Annotated in this window: 26 protein-coding genes; all 26 read left to right on the top strand. The window is 47.1% G+C overall.

The annotated features are described in order from the left end of the window. Nucleotides 1-13 precede the first annotated feature (13 nt). On the top strand, nucleotides 14-1,372 hold the full coding sequence (locus ACFQ3W_RS21840; protein WP_379321358.1) for an ADP-ribosylglycohydrolase family protein: 1,359 nt from the start codon (nucleotides 14-16) through the stop codon (nucleotides 1,370-1,372). A 55-nt stretch (nucleotides 1,373-1,427) separates the two neighbouring features. After that, nucleotides 1,428-3,191, top strand: a complete 1,764-nt coding sequence (locus ACFQ3W_RS21845) for a DUF4434 domain-containing protein (protein WP_379321359.1) — start codon at nucleotides 1,428-1,430, stop codon at nucleotides 3,189-3,191. 248 nt (nucleotides 3,192-3,439) lie between these two features. Beyond that, a complete protein-coding gene (rpsJ, locus tag ACFQ3W_RS21850) occupies nucleotides 3,440-3,748 on the top strand; it encodes a 30S ribosomal protein S10 (RefSeq protein ID WP_006676490.1) in 309 nt (102 codons plus the stop codon). Between the two features lie 45 nt (nucleotides 3,749-3,793). Next, nucleotides 3,794-4,417, top strand: coding sequence for a 50S ribosomal protein L3 (rplC, locus tag ACFQ3W_RS21855; protein WP_379321360.1), 624 nt, complete (start codon nucleotides 3,794-3,796; stop codon nucleotides 4,415-4,417). A 26-nt stretch (nucleotides 4,418-4,443) separates the two neighbouring features. Beyond that, nucleotides 4,444-5,067: a 50S ribosomal protein L4 gene (gene rplD, locus ACFQ3W_RS21860; protein WP_379321361.1), complete on the top strand. Its 624-nt coding sequence runs from the start codon at nucleotides 4,444-4,446 to the stop codon at nucleotides 5,065-5,067. Continuing rightward, complete coding sequence (rplW, locus tag ACFQ3W_RS21865; protein WP_379321362.1) at nucleotides 5,067-5,357, top strand: 50S ribosomal protein L23; 291 nt, start codon at nucleotides 5,067-5,069, stop codon at nucleotides 5,355-5,357. Before rplD ends, rplW begins: the two co-directional genes overlap by 1 nt. Nucleotides 5,358-5,385: 28 nt before the next feature. Further along, complete coding sequence (rplB, locus tag ACFQ3W_RS21870; RefSeq protein WP_379321363.1) at nucleotides 5,386-6,216, top strand: 50S ribosomal protein L2; 831 nt, start codon at nucleotides 5,386-5,388, stop codon at nucleotides 6,214-6,216. A 77-nt stretch (nucleotides 6,217-6,293) separates the two neighbouring features. After that, nucleotides 6,294-6,572, top strand: coding sequence for a 30S ribosomal protein S19 (gene rpsS, locus ACFQ3W_RS21875; RefSeq protein ID WP_379321364.1), 279 nt, complete (start codon nucleotides 6,294-6,296; stop codon nucleotides 6,570-6,572). Between the two features lie 37 nt (nucleotides 6,573-6,609). Beyond that, nucleotides 6,610-6,942, top strand: a complete 333-nt coding sequence (rplV, locus tag ACFQ3W_RS21880) for a 50S ribosomal protein L22 (RefSeq protein WP_379321365.1) — start codon at nucleotides 6,610-6,612, stop codon at nucleotides 6,940-6,942. Between the two features lie 13 nt (nucleotides 6,943-6,955). Then, on the top strand, nucleotides 6,956-7,624 hold the full coding sequence (gene rpsC, locus ACFQ3W_RS21885) for a 30S ribosomal protein S3 (protein ID WP_009226644.1): 669 nt from the start codon (nucleotides 6,956-6,958) through the stop codon (nucleotides 7,622-7,624). Between the two features lie 2 nt (nucleotides 7,625-7,626). Beyond that, entirely contained in the window at nucleotides 7,627-8,061 is a 435-nt protein-coding gene (gene rplP / locus ACFQ3W_RS21890; RefSeq protein ID WP_379321366.1) for a 50S ribosomal protein L16, read from the top strand. Then, nucleotides 8,051-8,251: a 50S ribosomal protein L29 gene (rpmC, locus tag ACFQ3W_RS21895; RefSeq protein ID WP_018759704.1), complete on the top strand. Its 201-nt coding sequence runs from the start codon at nucleotides 8,051-8,053 to the stop codon at nucleotides 8,249-8,251. Before rplP ends, rpmC begins: the two co-directional genes overlap by 11 nt. A gap of 52 nt (nucleotides 8,252-8,303) precedes the next feature. Next, entirely contained in the window at nucleotides 8,304-8,567 is a 264-nt protein-coding gene (rpsQ, locus tag ACFQ3W_RS21900) for a 30S ribosomal protein S17 (RefSeq protein ID WP_379321367.1), read from the top strand. Between the two features lie 35 nt (nucleotides 8,568-8,602). Next, on the top strand, nucleotides 8,603-8,971 hold the full coding sequence (gene rplN / locus ACFQ3W_RS21905) for a 50S ribosomal protein L14 (protein WP_009226648.1): 369 nt from the start codon (nucleotides 8,603-8,605) through the stop codon (nucleotides 8,969-8,971). Nucleotides 8,972-9,038: 67 nt separating this feature from the next. Next, a complete protein-coding gene (gene rplX / locus ACFQ3W_RS21910) occupies nucleotides 9,039-9,392 on the top strand; it encodes a 50S ribosomal protein L24 (RefSeq protein WP_379321368.1) in 354 nt (117 codons plus the stop codon). Between the two features lie 33 nt (nucleotides 9,393-9,425). Then, nucleotides 9,426-9,968, top strand: coding sequence for a 50S ribosomal protein L5 (rplE, locus tag ACFQ3W_RS21915; RefSeq protein WP_379321369.1), 543 nt, complete (start codon nucleotides 9,426-9,428; stop codon nucleotides 9,966-9,968). Nucleotides 9,969-10,015: 47 nt separating this feature from the next. After that, nucleotides 10,016-10,201, top strand: coding sequence for a type Z 30S ribosomal protein S14 (locus ACFQ3W_RS21920; RefSeq protein WP_010348808.1), 186 nt, complete (start codon nucleotides 10,016-10,018; stop codon nucleotides 10,199-10,201). 31 nt (nucleotides 10,202-10,232) lie between these two features. Beyond that, on the top strand, nucleotides 10,233-10,631 hold the full coding sequence (rpsH, locus tag ACFQ3W_RS21925) for a 30S ribosomal protein S8 (RefSeq protein WP_379321370.1): 399 nt from the start codon (nucleotides 10,233-10,235) through the stop codon (nucleotides 10,629-10,631). A 30-nt stretch (nucleotides 10,632-10,661) separates the two neighbouring features. Then, a complete protein-coding gene (gene rplF, locus ACFQ3W_RS21930) occupies nucleotides 10,662-11,204 on the top strand; it encodes a 50S ribosomal protein L6 (protein WP_379321371.1) in 543 nt (180 codons plus the stop codon). 82 nt (nucleotides 11,205-11,286) lie between these two features. Beyond that, nucleotides 11,287-11,655, top strand: a complete 369-nt coding sequence (gene rplR, locus ACFQ3W_RS21935) for a 50S ribosomal protein L18 (RefSeq protein WP_379321372.1) — start codon at nucleotides 11,287-11,289, stop codon at nucleotides 11,653-11,655. Between the two features lie 27 nt (nucleotides 11,656-11,682). After that, nucleotides 11,683-12,180 carry a 30S ribosomal protein S5 gene (gene rpsE / locus ACFQ3W_RS21940; RefSeq protein WP_379321373.1) on the top strand — a complete coding sequence of 166 codons (498 nt, stop codon included), beginning with the start codon at nucleotides 11,683-11,685 and terminating at the stop codon, nucleotides 12,178-12,180. Nucleotides 12,181-12,192: 12 nt separating this feature from the next. Further along, the gene (gene rpmD / locus ACFQ3W_RS21945; protein ID WP_379321374.1) at nucleotides 12,193-12,378 is read left to right on the top strand and encodes a 50S ribosomal protein L30; all 186 of its coding nucleotides are present in this window, start codon (nucleotides 12,193-12,195) and stop codon (nucleotides 12,376-12,378) included. A gap of 55 nt (nucleotides 12,379-12,433) precedes the next feature. Beyond that, nucleotides 12,434-12,874, top strand: a complete 441-nt coding sequence (gene rplO / locus ACFQ3W_RS21950; protein WP_379321375.1) for a 50S ribosomal protein L15 — start codon at nucleotides 12,434-12,436, stop codon at nucleotides 12,872-12,874. After that, entirely contained in the window at nucleotides 12,874-14,172 is a 1,299-nt protein-coding gene (secY, locus tag ACFQ3W_RS21955; RefSeq protein WP_379321376.1) for a preprotein translocase subunit SecY, read from the top strand. Before rplO ends, secY begins: the two co-directional genes overlap by 1 nt. A gap of 96 nt (nucleotides 14,173-14,268) precedes the next feature. Continuing rightward, nucleotides 14,269-14,913 carry an adenylate kinase gene (locus ACFQ3W_RS21960; protein WP_379321377.1) on the top strand — a complete coding sequence of 215 codons (645 nt, stop codon included), beginning with the start codon at nucleotides 14,269-14,271 and terminating at the stop codon, nucleotides 14,911-14,913. A 5-nt stretch (nucleotides 14,914-14,918) separates the two neighbouring features. Then, on the top strand, nucleotides 14,919-15,671 hold the full coding sequence (gene map / locus ACFQ3W_RS21965; RefSeq protein WP_379321378.1) for a type I methionyl aminopeptidase: 753 nt from the start codon (nucleotides 14,919-14,921) through the stop codon (nucleotides 15,669-15,671). The last annotated feature ends 2 nt before the right edge of the window (nucleotides 15,672-15,673 follow it).

The raw sequence follows: 15,673 nt of genomic DNA on the forward strand, positions 1-15,673 counted from the left end.
GTTGTGAATAATCATGTTGCCATCCTATGGAGTATTGCGTGGCCTGCTGCAAAGCGTCATCAGAACGAAGGAACAGCAGGGCCATGATGTAATGGGGTTACAGGAAAAACTTACTCAGCTTCCTGACAGCTATGATGCGATGAATGGGTTTGCGCTACAGCTTTCAGGGCTTCCCTTTCGTGAGGATTGGCCCTACGTTGAACCAAGCGGCCTAGACGAGATTCGTACGGAGTCCGATCCTTCAAGACCCCATGAGATTGGCTCGCTTACAAATGAAGAGAAGGCATCTCGTGCCGAGACCGCCTTCCTGTCCTCCTTGTGCGGCTGTATCCTCGGTAAACCGATCGAAGAATATCCGTTTGCCTCGCTGGATGATGTGCGCAAGGCACTGGAACAAACGGGGGAATGGCCACTGGACGACTACATTTCCGAAAAAATGCTTGATGTTTACGGCAGGCGCAATATTTCTTGGACCGAAACCGTTCGTGGTCGAATCTCCTATGTGGCACCGGACGATGACATTACGTATACGATCATGGGCATGCTGCTTCTCGAGAAACATGGCATTGCGTTTACCCAGGACGACATTCGTAAGCTGTGGCTTGACTATTTGCCGATTCAACAAACCTGGGGGCCGGAACGGAACATGCTGCTTAAGGCGGGGCTCGAATCGCTGCTCCCACAGGAGAGTAACGATGTCAGCGCATGGCCAGAGTTCCTGAATCCCGGAGAAGAGCTGTGCGGCGCGCTAATCCGCGCAGATGCCTACGGCTACGCCTGCCTAGGCAAGCCGGAGCTCGCTGCAGAGCTGGCATGGCGTGATGCGAGCTGGACGCATCGCCGCACGGGCATCTATGGCACGATGTTCGTGGCAGCGGCCATCGCCGCTGCACCTGTGACGCAGGATCGTCTCGGTATATTCGAGATCGCGCTTAAGTTTGTACCGCAGCGGAGTCGTTTTTACAAGATCGTCGCTGATTCGCTAGAGGAGATCAGCAGGGCGGCCGATTGGATCGACGGATACTACCGGATCCATCACAAGTACAAGGAATACGCTGCCTGTTGCGTGTATCAGGAGGTGGGGACACTGATTAACACGCTCCGATTCGCGGAGAGCATCGGGGACGGCATCTGCAAGCAGGTTAGCCAGGGCAATGACACGGATAGCTTTGGGGCAACCTCCGGTTCCATTTTGGGCGCGTACTTTGGACCGGATTACCTGGAGCCGCGCTGGCTGGAGCCGTTTGGCGACAAGATTATTACAAGTATGGGCACCTTTACAGAAGGTTCAATCACAAGGCTGGCCAAGCGCATGGCGGCGTTACCGTCCCTCATTTCAGACAGTGCAAATCCTGTAGACGCAAGGTGCTGAGGAAGGCAAATTGACGATGTTACCCTAGTGGGAATGAAAGAGGGAGATGATTTTAATGAAGAGATTAATGAAAAAGTCACTGTTTCTGTCTATGGCATTAGTTCTTATCTTGCTTAGTTTAGGCAATATTTCATATGCTGAAGATTTTAAAAAGAATGATTGGCCGATTGCGAAAGGCACGTTTATCCAAAAAGAGCTCGTGAGGACGTGGGATGACGCCAAATGGCAAAGTGAGTTTAGGTATTTGAAGGAAGCGGGAATGCGTTATATTATACTTGCCCCGACGGCGTATAGTGCAAATGGTGGTCCAACAAGAACGATTTATCCCTCTGATCATTTCACCATGGAAGAGGGTTATCCAGATTTGGTCGATAATATTCTCCGTAACGCGCAGCAGGCTGGGTTCAAGGTGTTTCTGGGACTGAATTTCGACGGGGACTGGTGGAGCAAATCTGCTAGAGATCCAAAGTGGCTTAACTCCAAGATGGAAGAGGGAAATATAATCGCTGATGAGCTGTATAAGAAGTATCACAGCAAGTATAAGAATACATTTTACGGCTGGTATTGGGTCTGGGAAGTCGACAACTTGAACTTTCAGAAAATAGAAGAACAAAAGACGCTCGCAGAAGCCATCAACATCAATTTGCGGTATGTAAAGCAACTGAATAAAAAAATGCCCTTTATGCTGTGTCCCTTCATGAATTCCGCTGTCGGTGAACCTGAAGCGTACAAACAGATGTGGATGAACGTATTTAAGACGGCAGACTTCCGTAAAGGCGATATCTTTGCTCCGCAGGATAGCGTAGGTGCCGGAGGCTTGAACATGGACAATTTCAGAGAATGGTTTCAGGTGCTGCGGGAAGCCGTTGACACGGAGAAAGGTTTACAATTCTGGTCCGATGCCGAGACGTTCGATCATAGTGATTGGTCAAGCGCGCCGCTGAACCGGTTTGTGGAACAACTGGAGGGTGTGGAGCCCTACGTCGACAATATTATCTCCTTTGCTTACAGTCATTATTACAGCCCAAATGTCGGGAAGAATGTTTACCATCAGACCTATGTGGATTACGTAAAAAACGGCGTATTGGAAACGGTGCCGCCATCAACGCCTGATGATCTGATGGCCGAATCGGACTATGCGGCAGCAGTACAGCTGCGGTGGGCTCCGTCACTAGATAACATAGGCGTAATCGGCTATAAAGTGTACCGAAACGATGTTTCGCTCACTTCCAAGCTAATTCAGCCGCAAGCCTACGTGGACAGAACAGCGGAGCCAGAAACGGAATACACTTATGAGGTCAGTGCTGTAGATGCAGCCGGTAATGAATCGGAACGGAGTGCTGCCAAAGTGGTAATGACACCGCCGCTACAGGAAAACTTGGCTAAGGGCAAACCCTATACAGTGAGTGAGCCTGCCCATGACAATTACTCGGATTTGTTAGGTGTGGAACTGACAGACGGAAATCGGGCGATTGCTACTTATGCAGATGTAGCCTGGCAAGGCAGAAATTTAAACAAACCTTACTCCATGACTGTGGATCTAGGAAAGAGCGAGAATATCATAGGAGTCAGTGCGGGTTTCCTGCAGGAGTTACCGGTTGGCATCGTTTTACCGAGAACGGTTGTTTACTATATCTCTGAGGATAACCTGAACTTTCAGAAGATTGGTGTAACAGCAAAACCGGAAGGTATTACAGAAGATACGCAGACTGTCGAATACAAAACAGCGGGCCTATCGAACATTACAGGACGCTATGTCAAGATTGAGATCGACGCTGCAGGAGCCTGGAGTTTTATCGATGAATTGGAAGTGAGATGATCATCCTCTAAGTAGATGTATCCAGTCCGAAATCGCCGTATCCGTACAGGATTCGGCGATTTTATTTTTTTAAAAGTAGTGCTTGCATTACGCCTATCTTTTCTATATAATAGTGAATGTTGTTCTGTGACGTTGCGATGATGTGAGAGGTTACTGACACACCCGGCCCCTTTGCCATGGGAGAGTGGTCAGAAAATTTTCACGGAGTATGTCCGATACTAAATTGGGCGATAGAAGGAGGGACTAAAATGGCAAAGCAAAAAATTCGTATTCGTTTGAAAGCTTACGACCACAGAATTCTTGATCAATCCGCAGAGAAAATCGTTGAAACAGCAAAACGTTCGGGTGCTGGCGTATCCGGGCCGATTCCGTTGCCAACTGAGAAACAAGTTATTACTATTCTCCGCGCGGTACACAAGTACAAGGATTCCCGGGAACAATTCGAAATGCGGACGCACAAACGTCTGATCGACATTGTTAACCCGACTCCACAAACTGTGGATGCCTTGATGCGCTTGGACCTGCCGTCCGGTGTAGATATCGAAATTAAATTGTAATACCTACTATTGTAAGGTAACCAGGAAAGGAAAAGAGGTGTCAACATGAAAGGTATCTTAGGGAAGAAACTCGGAATGACTCAAGTGTTTACTCCGGAAGGAAACGTAGTTCCTGTAACGGTCATTGAGGCTGGCGGAAACGTTGTTCTTCAAAAGAAAGATCTGGAGAACGATGGTTATGAAGCGATCCAAATCGGTTACTCCGATAAGAAGGAAGTTAGAGCTAACAAGCCAGAAGTTGGGCATGCGAAGAAAGCAGGCGCAACGCCTAAGCGCTACGTTCGCGAAATTCGCGGTGTTGATTTGGCAGGATACGAAGTTGGCCAAGAGGTCAAAGTTGATGTTTTTGCTGAAGGCGAATTTGTTGACGTAACAGGTATTTCAAAAGGTAAAGGATTCCAAGGTGTTATCAAACGTTGGGGACAAAGCCGCGGTCCTATGGCTCACGGTTCCCGTTACCATCGCAGACCAGGTTCCATGGGCTCCATCCAAGCGAACCGTGTACCTAAAGGTAAACACCTTCCAGGACATATGGGCAGCGAAACTGTAACGATCCAAAACCTTGAAGTTGTGCGTGTAGATACAGAACGTAATGTTCTGCTCGTTAAAGGCTCGATTCCGGGTCCTAAAAACAGCTTCGTTAAAATCCAACAAACTATTAAGAAATAATTGTTTATAGAAAGGAGGAACAATAAATGCCAAAAGTAGCACTTTTCAATATTAGCGGTAGCCAAGTGGGCGAAGTGGAATTGAACGATGCGGTATTCGGAATTGAACCGAACGTTCACGTGCTTCATGAAGCGGTTGTTATGCAACGTGCTTCCCTGCGTTTTGGTACCCATAAAGTTAAAGGACGCTCCGAAGTTCGCGGCGGCGGCCGTAAACCTTGGAAGCAAAAAGGTACAGGTCGTGCTCGTCAAGGCTCCATTCGCGCACCGCAATGGGTAGGCGGCGGTACTGTGTTTGGACCGACTCCTCGCAGTTATTCGTACAAACTGCCGAAGAAAGTTCGCCGTTTGGCGATCAAATCGGCACTGTCTTCAAAAGTGATCGACAAGGACATTATCGTACTTGACGCACTGACGATGAATGCTCCTAAAACGAAAGAATTCGCAGCAATTTTGAACAATCTGAAAGTAGAACGCAAAGCTTTGGTTGTAGCTCCTAGTTATGATGATAACTTAGCGCTTTCTGCTCGTAACATCCCAGGTGTAAAATTTGTTGCAGCTGACGGCATTAATGTTCTTGACGTGCTCTCGCACGACAAACTGATCATTACGAAAGAAGCAGTTCAGAAGGTAGAGGAGGTGCTCGCGTAATGAAAGATCCTCGTGATATTATTAAACGCCCGGTGATTACGGAACGTACGGCTGAATACATGAACGACTTGAAATATGTATTTGAAGTTGATATTCGCGCCAACAAAACCGAAATCAAGAAAGCTGTAGAAGCGATCTTTGGTGTTAAAGTAAGCAACGTAAACACTCTGCGCGTTCCTGCGAAGCCAAAACGTTACGGACGCCACTTCGGATATACTGCCGAATGGAAAAAAGCGTTCGTTACATTGACGGCTGACAGCAAACCGCTTGAATTTTTTGAATCGGTATAAAAATCGGTAAAGTAAGGAGGGAAATCTAGTGCCAATCAAAAAGTATAAACCGACATCCCCGGCTAGACGCGGAATGAGCGTGTCGACTTTCGAAGAAATTACGACAGATACGCCGGAGAAATCTTTGCTTGCGCCGCTGAGCAAAACGGCTGGCCGCAACAACCAAGGTAAAATTACCGTTCGTCACCATGGCGGCGGACATAAACGCAAATACCGCATTATCGACTTCAAACGGAACAAAGATGGAATTCCAGGCCGCGTTGCTACGATCGAATACGATCCAAACCGGACTTCGAACATCGCTTTGATCCATTACGCCGATGGCGAAAAACGTTACATCATCGCGCCTAAAGGTTTGAAAGTAGGCGACACGATTGAATCCGGAGTTGGTTCCGATATCAAAATCGGTAACGCTATGCCGCTGGAAAACATTCCGGTTGGTACCGTGATTCATAACATTGAGCTGAAACCTGGCAAAGGCGGACAATTGGTTCGCGCAGCTGGTACGGAAGCACAATTGCTTGGTAAAGAGGACAAATACGTAACAATCCGTCTTTCTTCCGGTGAAGTTCGTAAAGTCCTGAAAGTGTGCCGCGCTACGATCGGTTCCGTAGGTAACGGTGACCACGAACTCGTTAAAATCGGTAAAGCAGGCCGCAGTCGCTGGCTCGGACAACGTCCGGAAGTGCGCGGTGTTGTTATGAACCCGAACGATCACCCACATGGTGGTGGTGAAGGTCGCGCTCCGATCGGCCGCAAATCGCCGTTGTCTCCTTGGGGCAAACCAACCCTTGGTTACAAAACGCGTAAAAAAGGCAAAGCTTCTGATAAATATATTGTTCGCCGCCGTACGAAGTAATCCGCATCTTGCGGATCACTTCCCGGCCTGTGGATAAGAAGACGAACCAAGCAGTGTAATGAAGGGAGGATAATTGAATGAGTCGCAGTCTGAAAAAGGGACCTTTTATCGATGGTTACCTGTTGAAGAAAGTGGAGGAAGCGAGTGCTTCGAACAAGAAAGTCGTGATCAAAACTTGGTCCCGTCGCTCCACAATCTTCCCGCAATTCATTGGTCATACGTTTGGTGTATATGACGGCCGCAAGCATGTTCCGGTATATGTTACTGAGGATATGGTGGGACATAAATTGGGCGAATTTGCACCAACCCGTACCTACAAAGGTCATACGGATGACGATAAGAAAACGAAACGTTAATTTTGATAAGTTCTTCGTTTGAGAGGAGGTAATACACATGGAAGCTAAAGCACATGCAAGATCTATTCGTATTGCTCCCCGGAAAGCTCAGCTTGTTGTTGATCTGATCCGCGGCAAGCAAGTCGGTGATGCAATTGCGATTCTCCGCCATACTCCAAAGGCGGCTTCCCCGATCGTGGAGAAGCTTTTGAACTCGGCGATTGCCAATGCTGAGCATAACTATTCTATGGATGTTAATAAATTGGTTGTTACGCAAGCTTACGTAAACCAAGGTCCGACAATGAAGCGTTTCCGTCCACGTGCTATGGGACGTGCTAGCCGGATCAATAAACGCACTAGCCACATTACTTTGGTGGTATCCGAAAAATAAGGAGGGAAAACGTGTGGGCCAAAAGGTAAATCCGGTCGGATTACGAGTAGGGATTATCCGTGATTGGGAATCCAAATGGTACGCAGGCAAAGATTTTGGTGATCTCTTGCTGGAAGACGTAAAAATTCGTGAACACCTGAAAAATAAACTGAAAGACTCCGCGGTATCTCGCATTGAAATTGAGAGAGCGGCAAATCGTGTGAACGTAACGATCCACACAGCCAAACCGGGTATGGTTATCGGTAAAGGCGGTTCGGAAGTGGAAAACCTGCGCGGTGAAATTACTAAAATCGCAGGTGGCAAAAAGGTTCACATCAATATTTCTGAAATCAAACACCCTGATCTTGACGCGATTCTGGTCGCTGAAAGCATCGCACAACAACTGGAACGTCGTGTTTCTTTCCGTCGTGCGCTGAAACAAGCGATTCAAAGAACGATGCGTTCGGGAGCGAAAGGGATTAAAACAGCAGTCAGCGGTCGTCTCGGCGGTGCTGAAATTGCTCGTACAGAGGGCTACAGCGAAGGAACTGTTCCACTTCATACGCTCCGCGCCGACATTGATTACGGTACGGCAGAAGCGCATACAACTTATGGCCGCATCGGCGTAAAAGTATGGATCTATCGTGGAGAGGTTCTTCCTACGGCTAAGAAACAACAAGCTGCTCAGGAAGGAGGCAACTAATCATGTTGGTACCAAAACGTGTAAAACACCGCAAGCAACAACGCGGTAATATGAGAGGCCAAGCAAAAGGCGGAACCGAATTGAACTTCGGCGAATTCGGCTTGCAAGCTCTTGAGCCAACTTGGATTACGAACCGTCAAATCGAAGCAGCGCGTATTGCAATGACGCGTTACATCAAACGTGGCGGTAAAGTATGGATTAAAATTTTCCCTGACAAGCCGATTACTCAAAAGCCTCTTGAGGTCCGGATGGGTAGCGGTAAAGGTAACGTAGAAAAATGGGTCGCAGTTGTGAAACCAGGCAAAATCATGTTTGAGCTTGCCGGTGTATCGGAGGAAGTTGCACGTGAAGCTATGCGTCTTGCCGCCCACAAACTGCCGATCAAAACGAAGTTTGTGAAACGTGAAGAATTGGGTGGTGAAGCAAATGAAAGCTAATGAACTTCGCAACTTAACCACTGCAGAAATCGAACAAAAAATCGCAGGATTTAAAGAGGAACTCTTTAACCTTCGTTTTCAGTTGGCTACTGGCCAACTCGATAATCCGACTCGGATCCGTGATGTGCGTAAGGAAATAGCTCGTGCTAAAACCGTATTACGTGAAAGAGAACTTGGGATCATTAGTTAAGAAGAGCGCTCTAGCGTAAGCGAAGCGTCTAAGTCCAGGAAGGAGGCTAACCATGAGCGAACGTAATAACCGTAAAGTGCAAATTGGTAAAGTCGTCAGCGACAAGATGGACAAAACGATTGTTGTTGCTGTAGAAACCTACAAAAAGCATAATTTGTACCATAAGCGCATTAAATACACGAAGAAATTTAAAGCGCATGATGAAAACAATACCGCGAAAATCGGTGATATCGTAAAGATCGTCGAAACTCGCCCGCTGTCTAAAGACAAACGTTGGAGACTCGTTGAAGTCGTTGAAGAAGCGGTTATTATCTGATCGAAAGTAGCTTAGGCTGAAAGGAGGAAATATCGATGATTCAACCATTTACACGTTTGCAGGTTGCTGACAATTCCGGCGCGAAGGAACTGATGTGTATCCGCGTACTGGGCGGAACCGGTCGTCGTACAGCGCAAATCGGGGATTTGATCGTTTGTTCCGTCAAACAAGCAACACCAGGCGGCGTTGTCAAAAAAGGTGATGTAGTCAGAGCGGTAGTCGTTCGTACGAAACGTTCGGTTCGTCGTAAAGACGGTTCCTACATTGCATTTGACGAAAATGCAGCAGTTGTTGTTAAGGAAGATAAAAGCCCGCGCGGAACACGTATTTTCGGACCTGTTGCCCGCGAACTTCGTGACAAGGACTTTATGAAAATCGTTTCCTTGGCTCCGGAAGTTATCTAAATAATACGCCCGAAAACGAAACGGAAGTTTCCTATCGGGGACCCCGATAAACAGGAGGTGTAAACAAATGCCTAGACTGAAGAAGATTCTTGAATCTCATAACAATAAGCTGCACGTCAAAAAGGACGATACGGTTATCGTGATCAGTGGTAAAGACAAAGGCAAGAAAGGCCGCGTTATCGCCGCTTATCCTCGCGAAAACCGTGTTCTTGTGGAAGGCGTGAATATGGTGAAGAAACATCAAAAGCCAAATCAGCTGAACCCGCAAGGCGGCATTATCGAGAAAGAAGCTCCGATTCATGTATCGAACGTTATGCACGTTGATCCTAAGAGCGGAAAAGTAACCCGTATCGGTTACAAAGTATTGGACAACGGCAAGAAAGTTCGTGTTGCTAAGAAATCCGGAGAAATTATCGACTAATCCAGTAACGTTAAGAAAGGAGGTCCATGATTCATGGCAGCAAGATTGAAAGAACGCTTTTTGAACGAAGTAACACCTGCTTTGGTTCAAAAATTCAACTATACAACTATTATGCAAGTGCCTAAAATCGAGAAAGTGGTTATCAATATGGGTGTTGGTGACGCTGTAGCAAACTCGAAGGTGCTGGATTCCGCTGTGAACGACATGCAGCTGATTGCAGGTCAAAAACCGGTTATCACTCGCGCTAAGAAATCCATCGCTGGTTTCAAATTGCGTGAAAACATGCCTATCGGTGTGAAAGTAACGCTTCGCGGTGAACGTATGTATCATTTCCTCGACAAACTGTTCAACGTAACGCTTCCTCGTGTCCGTGACTTCCACGGTGTATCGACGAAAGCATTCGATGGACGTGGCAACTACACACTCGGCCTCAAGGAACAATTGATTTTCCCTGAAATCGAGTATGATCAAGTAGACAAAGTACGCGGTATGGATATCGTTATCGTCACTACGGCGAAAACAGATGAAGAGTCCCGTGAACTTCTGGCCGGACTCGGCATGCCATTTACAAAATAACGCAAAGTCGTTCGTTCTCCGAAACTATTTGGGAGGTGTCAGGCTAAGTGGCTAAAACTTCAATGAAAGTTAAACAACAACGTGCACCAAAATTCAAAGTGCGGGCTTACACTCGCTGTGAACGTTGTGGTCGTCCACATTCGGTATTGCAAAAATTCAAAATTTGCAGAATTTGTTTCCGTGAATTAGCTTATAAAGGCCAGATTCCTGGCGTGAAAAAAGCAAGCTGGTAATTAATCAACAACGGGAAGGAGGTTTACACGTATGACTATGTCAGATCCAATTGCAGATATGCTTACACGTATTCGCAACGCTAACACTGTGCGTCACGAGACTGTAGAACTGCCTGCGTCCACGATCAAGAAACAAATCGCTGAAATCTTGAAGCGTGAAGGTTTCATTCGTGATGCTGAGTATATCGATGATAACAAACAAGGGATGATTCGTATTTTCTTGAAATACGGCCCTAACAATGAACGCGTCATCTCCGGTTTGAAGAGAATCAGTAAACCAGGCCTTCGCGTGTACACGAAAAGCAATGAAATTCCTCGTGTCCTCGGCGGTTTGGGAATCGCGATTATCTCCACTTCCAAGGGAGTTATGACCGACAAAGAAGCTCGCCAGTCTAAAGCCGGCGGCGAAGTTGTCTGCTACGTTTGGTAATTTACGTCTTATAACAAGGAGGTGCAATAAATGTCTCGTATTGGTCGCAAACCAATTGCAGTACCAAGTGGTGTGAATGTCACACTCGATAATACCGTCATTACGGTAAAAGGTCCAAAAGGTACCTTGTCTCGTGAGCTTCACAAGGATCTCAAGGTAACAGTTGAAGAAAACGTGATTACCATTGAACGTCCTTCTGATAATAAATTACACCGTTCTTTGCATGGCACGACTCGCTCCGTAGTGAGCAACATGGTCAGCGGAGTAACGGAAGGCTTCTCCAAATCGCTCGAGCTAGTTGGTGTCGGTTACCGTGCAAGCTTGTCCGGCAAGAAACTTGTTCTGAACGTGGGTTACTCTCACCCGGTAGAAATCAATCCGGAAGAGGGCATCGAATTTGAAGTGCCTACGAATACGAAGATCATCGTAAAAGGGATCAATAAAGAGCGCGTAGGTGAATATGCTGCGAAAATTCGTGCTGTACGTGCACCTGAGCCTTACAAAGGTAAAGGGATCAAGTATGAAGGCGAGCGCATTATTCGTAAGGAAGGTAAAGCTGGTAAGAAGAAATAAGTTTCTTCTTAGCAGACTTATCCTTCTGGCGTCTTGAAATGAAATGTCTGTAACGGTAAACCGAAGGGAGTGAAATGGAGTCATGATTACAAAAGGTGATAAGAACAAAGCTCGTCTGAAAAGACATTTGCGTGTTCGTAAAAAAATCCAAGGAACGGCTGAACGTCCAAGACTTAACGTATACCGTTCTTCCAAACATATCTATGCTCAACTGATCGACGATGTAGCTGGCGTAACATTGGTTAGCGCTTCGACTGTTGATAAAGAGCTGAGCGGAGAAATCGGCAACGGAGGCAACGTGGAATCCGCGCGCAAAGTTGGCGAACTCGTCGCAAAACGTGCTGTAGAAAAAGGCGTTAAAGTAGTTGTGTTTGACCGTGGGGGATACCTCTATCACGGACGGATTCAGGCGCTGGCTGATGCAGCTCGCGAAGCAGGTCTGGAATTCTAAAATATTAGCTAAAAGGAGGTTAACGGCTTGCGTATAGATCCTAACACTTTGGAACTGACTGAAAGAGTAGTAAATATTAACCGCGTTGCTAAAGTAGTTAAAGGCGGACGTCGCTTCAGCTTCAGCGCACTGGTAGTTGTGGGCGACGGCAAAGGCTGGGTTGGCGCTGGCATCGGTAAAGCTGGCGAAGTTCCAGATGCGATCCGTAAAGGGATTGAGGATGCCAAGAAAAACCTGGTACACGTACCATTGGTTGGAACAACCATTCCTCACCTTGTAACTGGGCACTTTGGTGCTGGACGCGTATTGCTTAAACCGGCATCTGAAGGTACCGGGGTTATCGCTGGCGGACCAGTTCGTGCAGTCCTCGAATTGGCTGGCGTAGGCGACATTTTGACAAAATCTTTAGGTTCTTCGAATTCCATCAACATGGTCAATGCGACTTTGGAGGGCTTGTCCCGTCTGAAACGCGCTGAGGATGTTGCGAAATTACGCGGTAAATCCGTCGAAGAACTTCTCGGTTAAGGAGGGAATCTCATGGCTAAACTGCAAATTACCCTCGTGCGTAGTTTGATCGGTCGTCCGGAGAACCAACGTACTACCGTGAAAACTTTGGGACTTCGCAAAATCAACCAATCCGTGGTTCATAATGATAACCCAGCCATTCGTGGTATGGTTAATCAAGTAAGTCACCTGGTTTCAGTTCAAGAAATCGAAGAATAATCGGTTTTCGGGAACTTTTTAAGTGCCAACAATAAATAAGGAGGTGCAACGAACGATGAAGTTACATGAGCTTTCACCAGCTACTGGATCCCGTCATGAACGCAAACGCGTGGGTCGTGGTACAGGTAGCGGTATGGGTAAAACATCAACTCGCGGTCACAAAGGTCAAAACGCTCGTTCCGGCGGCGGTGTTCGTCCGGGCTTCGAAGGCGGTCAAAACCCGCTGTATCGTCGCTTGCCAAAACGCGGGTTTCTGAATCCAACGCGGAAAGAGTATGCGATTTTGAACATTGAAGACTTGAACAACTTTGCGGCGGATACGGAAGTTACTCCTGAACTGTTGTTTGAACAAGGAATCGTGAAAGACGCGAAAAGCGGAATCAAGATTCTCGGCAACGGCGAAATTACTGTCAAATTGACAGTTAAAGCGAATAAGTTCTCCCAATCTGCGGTAGAGAAAATTGAGGCTGCCGGCGGTAAAACCGAGGTGATCTAATGTTTAAAACCATTAAGAACATATGGCATGTTCAGGACCTGCGCAACCGCATTCTCTTCACGCTGTTTATCTTTCTCATCTACCGGATCGGTTCTTTCGTTCCGGTTCCGGGTGTTAATAAAGATGTTCTAGAACAGACGAACAGTGCAGGAAGCGATTTGCTTGGGTTCTTGAACACCTTCTCGGGTGGCGCACTCAAGAACTTCTCAATCTTCGCCCTCGGGATTATGCCTTATATCACGGCTTCCATCATCGTACAACTCTTGTCCATGGATGTTATTCCGAAATTTGCGGAATGGGCCAAACAAGGGGAACACGGCAAGAAAAAGATGGCTCAAATAACCCGTTACGGCACAGTGGTTTTGGCGATCATTCAAGCTTTTGCCACTTCCGTTGGTTTCAACCGCTTGTATAGTACGCAAATGGTGCCTAATGCAACATTTGCAGATTATATGGTCATAGCAATTGTGCTAACGGCTGGTACATCTTTCTTGATGTGGCTAGGTGAGCAAATTACCGAAAGAGGGATTGGCAACGGGATTTCGCTGATTATCTTTGCCGGGATCGTTGCCTCATTTCCAGGTCATATTCAAACGATTGCTATGTCGGATTTCATGGTAGAAGGTCAAGCCTTCATGAACGTGGTAAAATCGATAGCGATCTTGCTAGTGTGCGTGCTCATTGTCATTGGTGTCATTTACATCCAACAGGCAGTCCGGAAAATTCCGGTGCAGTACGCAAAACGTGTAGTAGGCAACAAAATGTACGGTGGGCAGAATACGCATATTCCGCTAAAAATTAATGCGGCTGGCGTTATTCCGGTCATTTTTGCGGTGTCATTGCTTCAATTCCCTGTTGTGATTGCCAGCTTCTGGTCAACTCATGCATGGGCACAATGGGTGAGCAGAAACCTTTCTACCAGTGCCCCACTTGGGATCGTTCTTTATGTAGTCATGATCATTGGCTTCACATTCTTCTATACATTTGTACAGATGAACCCGCAGCAAATGGCTGAGAACATGAAGAAAAACGGTGGTTACATCCCTGGCATTCGCCCGGGGAAAACAACGGAAACCTATCTCACTCGGGTTCTTACTCGTTTGACGATGACCGGTTCGCTGTTCCTTGCGGCTGTATCCATACTTCCTATGGTTTTGGGTGCTTTAGCAGGGTTGCCACGTTCAGTCCTGATTGGCGGTACTTCGATCCTGATCGTTATCGGCGTTGCGCTTGATACGATGAAGACGATTGAAAGCCAATTAATCAAACGTCACTATAAAGGTTTTATCAATAAATAGGCGATAGGTACCAGGTTCGGCTCCGTAATATTGGGCTTCCCTGGCACCTATTGTGTTGTTTCTTGTTGTAGAGGAGTTTTGGAGGGAGTGAGAAACATGAACATTTTATTCATGGGGCCTCCCGGAGCAGGGAAAGGAACACAGGCCGAGACAATCGTTAACGAATTCGGTATTCCTCATATCTCTACTGGCGATGCCTTTCGCCTGGCGATCAAGCAGGGAACACCTGTGGGGATGAAAGCGAAGGAATATATTGATCAGGGCCTTCTGGTACCTGATGATGTGACCGTAGGTATCGTTCGCGAACGTCTTCAGCAGTCCGATTGCGAAAAAGGTTTTTTATTGGACGGTTTTCCAAGAACCCTTTCGCAAGCGGAAGCGCTGGAGGAACTGCTTCAAGGAATGGGCCGTAAACTGGAGCACGTCATCAACCTGAAAGTGGACCGGAATAAGCTGCTGGCGCGGTTGACCGGACGCCGGATCTGCAAATCCTGCGGAGCCACTTATCATGTGATCTTTAATCCTCCGGAACAGGAGGGTGTTTGTGATAAATGCGGCGGCGAGCTGTATCAACGTTCTGATGATAATGAAGAGAGCGTAGGTACGCGGCTGGACGAATATATCAACAAAACTTCACCTCTTCTGAAGTTCTATGATGACAAGAACCTGCTACGCCAAGTGGATGGTGAACAGGAAATCGATATGGTTTCGAAAGAAATTATATCCATACTGCGAGGTTAGGTGTAATGATCATTTGCAAATCCGAATCGGAACTAGGCTTTATGAGAGAAGCTGGGCGGATCGTAGCGGAAACGCATAGGCTCATGGCCCAATCGATTGAGCCTGGCATTACGACGAGGGAACTCGATCAACTCGCCGATAAATACATTCGCAGTCAGGGCGCCGTGCCGTCCTTCAAAGGCTACAACGGTTTTCCTTACAGCATTTGCGCTTCGGTCAACGAAGAATTGGTACACGGATTTCCCGGCAAACGCAAATTGAACGAAGGCGATATTATCAGCATTGATATCGGCGCGGAGTACCGCGGTTTCCATGGCGACTCAGCGTGGACATATCCAGTGGGAGAGATTTCGGAGGAAGCGAAGAAACTTCTCGAGGTCACCGAAGGATCGTTATATGCGGGCCTTGCGCTTGTTAAACCTGATGTTCGTTTGTTTACGATCTCGCATGCAATTCAGCAGCATATCGAGTCTGCAGGGTTCTCGGTCGTCCGGGAATATGTTGGACACGGTGTGGGAGCTGATTTACACGAAGAACCGCAAATTCCGAACTACGGTATGCCTGATAGAGGGCCGCGCTTAAAACCTGGAATGGTATTGGCGATTGAACCGATGGTTAATGTAGGTAAGCGGTACGTCAAAACGCTGGATGATAATTGGACAGTCGTTACGGTGGATGGCTCATTGTGTGCTCATTTTGAACACACGGTAGCAGTAACACCTGATGGCATGGAAATTTTCACGAAGCTAGATGCGTAGGT

Origin of the sequence: Paenibacillus puldeungensis (assembly GCF_042678945.1) — a bacterium.
In the GTDB taxonomy this organism is placed as follows: domain Bacteria; phylum Bacillota; class Bacilli; order Paenibacillales; family Paenibacillaceae; genus Fontibacillus; species Fontibacillus puldeungensis.